General features: G+C 32.7%; 10 protein-coding genes and 1 tRNA gene. 7 read left to right on the top strand and 4 right to left on the bottom strand.

Annotated features, from left to right (window positions below):
• The coding region (locus VOI25_RS09425) for a T9SS type B sorting domain-containing protein (protein ID WP_323788809.1) at positions 1-233 on the top strand (233 nt) is incomplete at its 5' end.
• Between the two features lie 67 nt (positions 234-300).
• On the opposite strand, the gene VOI25_RS09420 is transcribed toward VOI25_RS09425, so the two are convergent.
• Positions 301-1818, bottom strand: coding sequence for an OmpP1/FadL family transporter (locus tag VOI25_RS09420; RefSeq protein WP_323788808.1), 1518 nt, complete (start codon positions 1816-1818; stop codon positions 301-303).
• 35 nt (positions 1819-1853) lie between these two features.
• Positions 1854-2858: a hypothetical protein gene (locus VOI25_RS09415; protein ID WP_323788807.1), complete on the bottom strand. Its 1005-nt coding sequence runs from the start codon at positions 2856-2858 to the stop codon at positions 1854-1856.
• Between the two features lie 100 nt (positions 2859-2958).
• Here VOI25_RS09415 and proS point away from each other — a divergent pair, with 100 nt between their 5' ends.
• The 3 genes from proS (at position 2959) to rpsT (ending at position 4934) form a co-directional block, all read left to right on the top strand.
• Complete coding sequence (gene proS, locus VOI25_RS09410; RefSeq protein WP_323788806.1) at positions 2959-4437, top strand: proline--tRNA ligase; 1479 nt, start codon at positions 2959-2961, stop codon at positions 4435-4437.
• A 145-nt stretch (positions 4438-4582) separates the two neighbouring features.
• Positions 4583-4654 (top strand) — tRNA-Glu (locus tag VOI25_RS09405).
• A 25-nt stretch (positions 4655-4679) separates the two neighbouring features.
• Positions 4680-4934 carry a 30S ribosomal protein S20 gene (rpsT, locus tag VOI25_RS09400; protein ID WP_323788805.1) on the top strand — a complete coding sequence of 85 codons (255 nt, stop codon included), beginning with the start codon at positions 4680-4682 and terminating at the stop codon, positions 4932-4934.
• A 135-nt stretch (positions 4935-5069) separates the two neighbouring features.
• Here the strand turns inward: rpsT and rho are convergent, their stop codons facing one another.
• Positions 5070-6743 (bottom strand): transcription termination factor Rho, encoded by a 1674-nt coding sequence (gene rho, locus VOI25_RS09395; protein WP_323788804.1) that lies wholly within the window; start codon positions 6741-6743, stop codon positions 5070-5072.
• Positions 6744-6962: 219 nt separating this feature from the next.
• On the opposite strand from rho, the gene VOI25_RS09390 reads away from it, so the two are divergent.
• Positions 6963-7373, top strand: coding sequence for a DUF4293 domain-containing protein (locus VOI25_RS09390; RefSeq protein ID WP_323788803.1), 411 nt, complete (start codon positions 6963-6965; stop codon positions 7371-7373).
• 70 nt (positions 7374-7443) lie between these two features.
• Here VOI25_RS09390 and VOI25_RS09385 read toward each other — a convergent pair whose 3' ends face one another.
• On the bottom strand, positions 7444-7941 hold the full coding sequence (locus VOI25_RS09385) for a metallophosphoesterase family protein (RefSeq protein ID WP_323788802.1): 498 nt from the start codon (positions 7939-7941) through the stop codon (positions 7444-7446).
• Positions 7942-8064: 123 nt separating this feature from the next.
• Here VOI25_RS09385 and truA point away from each other — a divergent pair, with 123 nt between their 5' ends.
• Both truA and VOI25_RS09375 read left to right on the top strand, forming a co-directional pair.
• A complete protein-coding gene (gene truA / locus VOI25_RS09380) occupies positions 8065-8805 on the top strand; it encodes a tRNA pseudouridine(38-40) synthase TruA (RefSeq protein WP_323788815.1) in 741 nt (246 codons plus the stop codon).
• The gene (locus VOI25_RS09375; protein WP_323788801.1) at positions 8806-10572 is read left to right on the top strand and encodes an ABC transporter ATP-binding protein; all 1767 of its coding nucleotides are present in this window, start codon (positions 8806-8808) and stop codon (positions 10570-10572) included.
• Position 10573 lies beyond the last annotated feature (1 nt).

Genomic DNA, 10573 nt, shown 5'->3' with positions numbered 1-10573 from the left:
ATAATGATACATGGAACATTAAGGGTATTGCCGACCAACCAAGCGCAAAAATTTATATATTTGACAGGTACGGAAAACTAATGAAACAGATAAGTCCTACTAGTGAGGGTTGGAATGGTACCTATAACGGAAGTCCAATGCCAACAAGTGACTACTGGTTTGTAGTTGAGTACATAGAACCTAATACATTACAACAAAAAGAATTTAAAGCCCATTTCACCCTGAAAAGATAAATGTGGAATACATAAAAAAAAAAGGCTATATGATCACATATAGCCTTTTTTGTATAATAATATTTTATTAAAGATTAAATGCTAAGGAAAGGGTAACATTTGAATTTACAGCATCTATTGTTGCAGCATCGGTTAAACCAACAGAAAACAATGGATTATTAACAGTTCTTTCTGCTTGATCAAAAGTTAAATCCAATCTGGTATTACCAAAATTGTAACCTAATCCTAACGAATAACCTGTTAAATCTCCAACAATCATATCATCTTTATATGGACTTTCTTCAAAGCGATAACCACCTCTAAAACTAAATTGCTTAAATTTATATTCACCTCCAAACCTGTAAGTATTGGCTGGCTGAAATACATTATTAATAGTTTCATTCTGAGTTATGAAAAATATATCATTTTTAGGTCTAAACTCCATATTAGAATAATCTCTTCTTGAATAATCAAAACTTAGTAAGCCTTTGTTTCCAAAAACATAGGCAAGACTTCCAGAAATCTTTCCTGGAGACCGTAATCTGTATTCTGGAAATATATTGATAACATTAGGATTAACATCAGCAATAAAACTACCGTCTATATCATCTACAAAAGTTGAAACACCTTGAGTGGTTTCTTCAAATATAGTAAACCATGTTGGTGAGTTATATGTAAATCCAGCTCTTAATTCTTCGGTTAACTTAAGAATTGCACCTAATTGGAATGAGAATCCATTACCTGTAGTTAATAAATTATTTTCAAAGTTTACATTAGTAATTAAAGAACCAGGATTTGAATTTGTTTCTCTTAAGAATGTTGACTTATCATAATTAATAAAATGTGTGTTCAAATTTATACCTAAATATAATTTGTCTTCATATTGAGCAGCTGCATTAAAACTAACTTTGCCATTATAACCTCGCGCGATATAGTTATACTGCTGATTAAATGTTCCAGATGCTATATTTGATGTATAGATTGTATTCGCATCGTTATCATTTACTGGTTCAAGGATATATGATTCATAACCTAAAAATGCTTGCTGATTACCATAGCCATAAAAAGAACCTATTTCTCCATATGCTTGTGAAATAGTCTCACCAGTAAACCTTGATATTTCATCAAGCCTTAATCCTTGAGCATAAGCTAAAAAGTAATTGTCTATCGAATTAGTATTCCTTCCACTAGCAAACCATTGATTATCATGATCGGCTGTTTTATCATAGGCGACACTAATGACAAATTTTTTCCATGATGAATTTTGATTAGTATTAGCAAAAACAAATGCGCCTCCAGCTTGATGTAGATCTATTTTTGAGTCTGAGGTGGAATTTCTTCCATTAAAATAGGACAGATCATTACTAATATTTAAACTTGAAAGTGATAAAGAAGCATGACTTCTACTAAAAATTGCAGATCCTGCAGGATTTAAGTTTACGGCAGACATGTCGCCACCTAGAGCACCAAAAGCACCACTTAAAGCTCTAAAACGAGCGCTTCCTTGAATGTTGTCTTGAGAATATCTGAGTGCATCCGAAATGTCCTGAGCGGTAAGATTAGACATAGATAAGACACCTATCATGAGTATAGTTAACTTTTTCATATTAAATTTTTTAATTGTTGAAACTTATAATTCTATTATCTACGTCGAGTAGAACTACTTCGACTTGATGAGCTTGAAGTTCCCGATGACCTTCTTGTACTGCTGCTAGAACTTCTAGTTGCAGAAGAACTACTCCTTCTTGGAGTAGACATTCTAGTACTCGATCTTGTGCTGTTTGAACGAGGTCTAGTAACATTGTTATTTCTTCTCGTATTTGTTCTTGGTCTAACCGAGCTATTTGATCTGGTACTTCTTGTGGATCTTCTTATTGTTGAATTATTATTTCTTCTTGTTGTTGAATTATTTCTAACCGTATTTGAACGTCCTCTGGTAACTGTTGACGTATTACGACGTGTTATATTGGAAGTATTTCGTCTCGTAACAGAGTTTCTATTTGAATACGCCAAATTAGAACCTCGTCTGCCAGAATTATAAGCAATACCATAATGATTGTAATAATTACCATGAAAATATGGGTTATATCCATAACCGTAATTGTAAAAAGGAGGACACCAACCATAGTTATAACCCCAATTATTCCAGCCTCCCCAGCCAAAACCAGAGTTCCAACCCCAATTATTCCAACCGAAACCATAGTTCCAGCCCCATGGTCTGTACCAATTATATCCAAAACCAAACCCTCCATTCCAATAAGGACTGGCCCAACTATTATCATAAACATTAATAGTTATGTTGTCATTAGCCTGTCCCCAACCTGAATATCCATATTGAGATTCATCTTCTAGATTTTCATCTGAATAATCACCTTCATAAGAATCAATATCAGTAAAAATGACGCGCTCGTCATCCGGAATATCATTATATTGATTTGCTTTTTCTGTAAAATAGTTTTTGTAGTAGCTATTATCTGAAGATTCTGTAGTAGTTTCGGCTTCAGTATAAACAACATCATTTTCACTGTATATACCATCACTATCATAACCAACGTATTGGTATGAACCACAAGAAGCTAAAACAAAAGCAAAGCTTAGTGCAACAAAAAATGGCAATTTTGTATTTATGTAGTTTTTAAATTGCATAACTCTATATTTTTATTGTTGAACATTACAAAAATAGTTAGTTTTGTTGAACTATTTTTTTATTTAACATAATCACAAATTTTGTGCCAAAACACTAATAATGAGTAAAAATCTTACAAGTAGAGGTGAAGACTATTCAAAATGGTATAACGAGTTAGTCGTTAAGGCCGATCTAGCTGAAAATTCGGCAGTTAGAGGTTGCATGGTTATTAAACCATATGGTTATGCTATTTGGGAAAAAATGCAAGCTGAATTAGATAGAATGTTCAAGGAAACAGGTCATCAAAATGCATATTTTCCGCTTTTTGTGCCTAAAAGTCTATTTGAAGCTGAAGAAAAAAACGCTGAAGGTTTTGCTAAAGAATGTGCGGTTGTTACTCATTATCGATTACAAAATGACCCAGATAATGAAGGGAAATTACGAGTTGATCCCGAGGCAAAACTGGAGGAAGAGTTAGTGGTAAGACCTACTAGTGAAGCTATTATATGGAGTACCTATAAAGGATGGATTCAAAGTTACAGAGATTTACCAATTCTAATAAATCAATGGGCAAATGTTGTGAGATGGGAAATGAGAACTCGTTTATTTTTGCGTACTGCAGAATTTTTATGGCAAGAAGGTCACACAGCTCATGCTACCAAAAAAGAAGCTTTAGTTGAAGCAGAACTAATGAATAATGTCTATGCTGAATTTGCAGAAAATTTTATGGCTATACCTGTTATAAAAGGTCTAAAAACGGAAAGCGAGCGTTTTGCTGGTGCAGTAGAAACATATTGTATTGAAGCTTTAATGCAAGATGGAAAAGCACTTCAAGCTGGAACATCACATTTTTTAGGACAAAACTTTGCTAAAGCCTTTGATGTAAAGTTTACAAATAATGAAGGGAAGCTAGATTATGTTTGGGCAACATCTTGGGGAGTTTCTACGCGATTAATGGGAGCTTTAATAATGACACATAGTGATGACAAAGGTTTGGTATTACCACCAAATTTAGCGCCTTCACAAGTAGTTATTGTTCCTATTTATAAAACAGATGAGCAACTAGATGTTATTACTAGTAAGGCCAACACTATTATTCAAGACTTGAAAGCAAAAGGTGTTTCTTGTAAATTTGATAGTAGAACCACACACCGACCAGGAGCTAAGTTTGCTCAACATGAGTTGCAAGGTGTTCCCTTAAGAATAGCTATTGGACCTAAAGATTTAGAAAATGGAACTGTAGAATTGGCAAGACGTGATACCTTAACAAAAGAAATTGTTGACATGTCTGATTTAGTTTCTAAAGTAGACAATTTATTGAAAACGATTCAAAAGGATCTTTTTTCAAAAGCTTTAAATTTTAGAGATTCACATATTACTGAAGTTGATGATTTTGAGACTTTCAAGAAAGTTTTAGAATCTAAAGCTGGATTTATTTCTGCACATTGGGATGGATCAACAGAAACCGAACTTAAGATTAAAGAATTAACAAAAGCAACTATAAGATGTATTCCTTCAGATGTAAAAAATGAAGAGGGAAAGTGTGTATACACTGGAAAACCATCTAGTAGAAGGGTCTTGTTTGCTAAGGCATATTAATTTTTTTTCAAAAAACTTTAGTAAGGTGTTGCAACATTTAAAAATAGTTGTATTTTTGCATCCGCAATGGATAATTGCATGTTCATTTGAAATGTAGGTTTATCGTCAAATAAATTATAAACTTACTATTGAATTTTAATCAAATGGCCCGTTCGTCTATCGGCTAGGACGCATGGTTTTCATCCATGTAAGAGGGGTTCGATTCCCCTACGGGCTACAATTTTTAATAAGAAAAAAATACAATGGCAAATCATAAGTCAGCATTAAAGAGAATAAGAAGTAACGAAGCAAAACGCTTAACTAATAGATATCAGCATAAAACGACTCGTAATGCTATCAAAAAGTTACGTGAAATGGAAAAAGCTAAAGATGCTAAGGCATTTTTACCTTCTGTTATTTCAATGGTAGATAAATTAGCAAAGAATAATGTTATTCACGATAACAAGGCAGCTAATATCAAATCAAACTTAATGAAGCACGTAGCGACTTTAAAGTAAGATTTAGCTAAGATATATTAAAGAGCTTCTCTATTGAGAAGCTTTTTTTGTTTCTATAAAACTAGGAAGACATTAAAAAGAAAAAGCCTTGAATTATTAATCCAAGGCTTTTTTAGTATGTAATAGTTTTAATGTTTATCCATTCATAGATACCAAAAACTCTTCATTGTTTCTTGTCTGTTTGAAACGATCATTAATAAATTCCATGGCTTCTACAGGATTCATATCTGCTAGGTATTTACGCATCACCCACATTCTTTGAATCGTTGTTGGGTCCAATAAAATATCGTCACGTCTTGTACTTGATGACGTTAAATCAATGGCTGGGAAGATTCTACGATTAGATATTTTTCGATCCAATTGTAATTCCATATTACCAGTTCCTTTAAACTCTTCAAAAATCACTTCATCCATTTTAGAACCTGTTTCTGTAAGCGCTGTGGCAATAATTGTCAAGGAACCTCCATTTTCAATATTTCGAGCAGCACCAAAGAATCGTTTTGGTTTATGTAATGCATTGGCATCTACACCACCACTTAAGATTTTACCAGATGCTGGTTGAACTGTATTGTAAGCTCTTGCTAAACGTGTTATTGAATCCAATAGAATTACAACATCATGACCACATTCAACTAAACGTTTTGCTTTTTCTAAAACGATATTTGCAATTTTTACATGCTCGTGTGCTTCTTTATCAAAAGTTGAAGCAATTACTTCGCCACGAACATTACGTTGCATATCTGTTACTTCTTCAGGACGCTCATCAATCAGTAAAATCATTTGATATACTTCGGGATGGTTTGCAGCAATTGCATTTGCAACATCTTTTAAAAGCATTGTTTTACCTGTTTTAGGTTGCGATACAATCATACCACGTTGTCCTTTTCCAATAGGAGAGAACAAATCCATAATACGTGTTGAGATTGTGCTTTGCTTTTCTGCAATATTAAATTTTTCCTGAGGAAATAAAGGAGTTAAGTGTTCAAAAGACACACGGTCTCTAACGACCTCTGGTTTTTGACCATTAATTTTACTCACCTTTATTAAAGGGAAATATTTTTCACCTTCTTTAGGTGGTCTAACATGACCTAAAACGGTATCTCCAGTTTTTAAACCGAATAAACGTATTTGTGATTGCGATACATAAATATCATCAGGTGATGATAAATAGTTGTAATCAGACGAACGTAAAAAACCATAACCATCTTGCATGATATCTAAAACACCTTCACTTTCAATAATGGCGTCAAATTCAAAATCTGGTTCTCTATAACGGTTACGATTATCTTTGTTTCCATTGTTTTTGTGAACATTACCATCCTTCTGACGAGGATTTGGTCTATTCCCATCTTTTTGACGAGGATTTGGTTTGCTGTCATCCTTTTTACGAGGATTTGGCTTTTTTTCATTTGTGTTTTTAGAACGATTATCGCTACTCTGATTGCTTTTTTGAGAGTCTCTATTGTCCCTTTTGTCATTAGAATTTACGTTTGATGGTTTAGCATCTTTCTTATCTTCTAATGCCATTTTTTGTTGAGATGGATTTTGTGCAGGTTTTTTCTGAACTCGTTCTCTAGGTTTTCTTTCTTGTGCAGGTTTGTTTTGCTGCACAGGTTTTTTTTGTTCCTCTTTAGGAGTGTCTTTAATAACTTCTTTTTTAATAACACCTGGATTAGCTGCTTGAAAATCAAGAATTTGATAAACTAGATCTAATTTTTTTAAACTACGGTATTTTGGAACATTTAATTTTTGAGCTATATCCTGAAGTTCAGGAAGCTTTTTTGCTTTTAATTCGGAAATTTCGAACATGTATGTTTAATAATTAAGTTTTATAAACTGAAATTGATTTAATCCTTACTTTTCTGAAAAATGTGTTTAAGGGGAAAAATTTGAAAAAAATCGGAAGATTTAATAAGCTGTTACACTGTTGGTAACAAATTATATATGCAATAATACAATTTTATTTTTAAAATTTAATACATCTTTTAAAAAGAAACTATTAATTTTGTGCCTCATTATACATAATAAATGATTCAACGTATACAAACCATTTACCTTTTATTATCAGCTGGAGTTTCGGCTGGTTTGATATTTGTATTACACTTATGGACAAACAGTGATGATATTCTTGTATTTGCTAAAGATGAATATTTATATCTAGGTTTGTTTTTAGGATCAGCTTTATTATCTTTAATTTCGATTTTTAATTTTAAAAACAGGAAGTTCCAATTTGTTTTGGGACGGCTTAACATAATATTAAACTTTATTTTATTAGGATTTTTTGTGTATCAATTACTAATGCCACCTGGAGAGAGTAATATTTCTGAGAAAGGTGTTGGGATATTCATACCTATTTTATCTATCGTATTATTGGTCTTAGCCAATAAAGCCATAAAAAAGGATGAAGATCTTGTCAAATCTGTTGATCGATTACGATAAACCCTATTTATTATCTTAATTATTTTAGTGCGTGAACCCAAGGTGAAGACCTTGGGTTTTTTTATTGAACTCAATATCGTTTTGGAAATTCTATAACTTCTAGGTTATCAATGGCCTTTCCATCTATGGTAAACCGAAGCATTGTTCGTATGTTATGAAACCCATATTTGCCAACTGCTCCTGGATTCATATGAATTAAATTATAGCGTTTATCTGGCATGACTTTCAATATATGCGAATGTCCGCAAATGAATATTCGTGGTGGATTTGCTCTAATGACATCGCGTGTTCTCCTATTGTATTTTGGAGGATAACCACCAATGTGAGTCATATAAACATCAACGTCTTCACACATGAAGCGGTTGTTTTCAGGAAATTCTAGCCTAGCTTTAGCATCATCAATGTTTCCATAAACAGCTCGCAAGGGTTTTAGTTTCTGTATTGCATCAGTTACTGTTAAATCACCAATATCACCAGCATGCCAAACTTCATCAGCTTGTTGGACATATTTTAAGATATCATTATCGATATAACTATGTGTATCAGAAAGTAAAAGGATTTTGGTCATAACTCTTTTCGTCTTTCGACTGCGCTTAATATAAACTTCTGTGGAAACGTTTTAATTATGTTAAAGATTCCTGACTTCACAGGAATGAATTATCTTTGTGCTTTTACAAAAATACAGGTTTACTTGAGATATTTTATCGAATTATCATATAATGGAAAAGCATATCATGGATGGCAAATTCAGCCAAATGCTATTACGGTTCAAGAAGTTTTAGAACACGCACTTTCAAAATTGTTGCAAACTAAAATTTCTATAATGGGAGCAGGTAGAACAGATGCTGGAGTTCATGCTTCACAAATGTTTGCGCATTTTGATTTGGATCGTTTAATTGAAGAAAATTTAGTTTTTAAGCTGAATTCATTTTTACCAAACGATATTGCAATTCATCAGATTTTTCATGTTCATGATGAAGCACATACACGTTTTGATGCATTGAACAGAACCTATGTCTATAAAATTTCTCAGCAAAAAAATGTATTTACTTCTGAATTTGCATTTTCACTACATAATCATTTGGATGTAGAAGCAATGAATAAAGCTTGTGATATTCTATTGACCTATAAAGATTTTCAATGCTTTTCTAAAGTTCATACTGATGTAAAAACGTATCATTGTAATATTATGTGCGCACAATGGGAATCAAAAGATGACCAACTTCTGTTTACAATTAAAGCAGATCGGTTTTTAAGAAATATGGTTCGTGCTATTGTAGGAACTATGATAAATATTGGCTTAGGAAAGATGAATGTTGAGAATTTACATGATATTATTAATTCAAAAGATAGAGGAGAAGCTGGCTTTTCAGTACCAGCACATGGATTATATTTAACAAAAATTGAATATCCAAATACTATTAATAGTTAAATGACTAAAGAAAAGAAAAAAGTTTTTGATGTCTCGCTTTTTAAGCGATTACTGCATTATATAAAGCCATACAAATTGGTGTTTTTTGTATCCTTAGTTTGTGTTGTTGGTCTTGCTGTATTTGGAGCTTTAAGACCATATATTTTGCAACAGGCTATTGATAAACATGTGGCTTTAAAGCAGTACGATGGGTTTTTATTTTACATCATTGCCATGCTTGTTTTATTGCTTCTTGAGGTAATAAGTCAATTGCTTTTTATTTATTACGCCAGTTGGTTGGGACAATCGGTTGTTAAAGATATTAGAGTGAAACTATATGAGCATGTGCTTAGGTTTAGAATGAAGTATTACGATAAATCTTCAGTTGGTGTGCTTATTACAAGAACCGTAACTGACATGGAACGTATTGCCGATATTTTTGGTGATGGTCTTTTTATGATTTTTAGTGATATATTAAAAATGCTAGTTGTTGGAGGCGTTATGTTTTATATGAATTGGAAATTAAGTTTGATTGCTTTTGTAACGATGCCTATTGTTTTGTTTGCAACTAAAATTTTTCAAAAATATATGAAACGTGCTTTTGAAGAAGTGCGGACAGAAGTATCTAATTTAAATTCATTTGTGCAAGAACGGGTTACCGGAATGAAAATCCTTCAGTTGTTTACTCGTGAGGATACCGAATATAAAAAGTTTAAAGCCATTAATGAAAGACATAAAAAAGGTTGGTTGAAAACCGTGTGGTACAACTCTGTTTTTTTTCCTATTGCTGAATTATTGTCTTCAATAACTTTAGGTACTATTATTTGGGTAGGAGGCTTAATGGTTGTTATTAATGGTACAGCTAGTGAAGGAAATTTGTTTGCGTTCATCATGTTTGTTCCTATGTTATTTAGACCATTAAATCAAATAGCCAATAAATTCAATACACTTCAAATGGGAATGGTGGCTGCAGATCGTGTGTTTAAAGTTTTAGACACAACATCTCAGATTGATGATACAGGAACTACAATTGCTTCAGAATTTAAAGGAACGCTCACTTTTAAAGATGTTCATTTTTCTTATGTGGATGATGAAGAAGTTCTTAAAGGAATTTCATTAGAAGTAAAGGCAGGTGAAACTGTTGCTATTGTTGGTGCGACTGGTGCTGGAAAATCAACAATCATTAACTTGTTAAATCGATTCTACGACATTCAACACGGCACGATATGTATTGATGGTGTTGATATAAAAAGTTTAACACTTAAATCGCTTCGTGCTCAAATTGCAGTCGTTTTACAAGATGTTTTTCTCTTTGCAGATACTATCTTCAACAACATTACTCTTAAGAATCCTAATATAACGGAAGATCAGGTTCAACAGGCTGCAAAAGATATTGGAATTCATGATTTTATAATGAGTTTGCCAAATGGGTATCAATATAATGTAAAGGAAAGAGGTGTGATGTTGTCTTCCGGACAACGTCAATTAATTTCTTTTTTACGAGCTTATGTTACTAACCCAAGTATTTTGGTTTTAGATGAAGCGACGTCCTCTGTTGATTCTTATTCTGAACAATTAATACAAGATGCAACAGATAAAATAACAAAAGGAAGAACATCTATTGTGATTGCTCATCGCCTAGCTACGGTTCAAAAAGCAGATCAAATTATTGTGATGGACGAAGGTCATATTGTTGAAAAAGGAACACATGAAGAACTCCTTAAAAAAGAAGATGGTTACTACAGAAATCTTTATGAAGTGCAGTTTTTAAAGGCTGAAGCAGTTTAGG

Origin of the sequence: Psychroserpens sp., from assembly GCF_034670085.1 — a bacterium.
Lineage (GTDB): Bacteria > Bacteroidota > Bacteroidia > Flavobacteriales > Flavobacteriaceae > Psychroserpens.
This window is presented reverse-complemented; position numbering and strand designations above follow the sequence as displayed.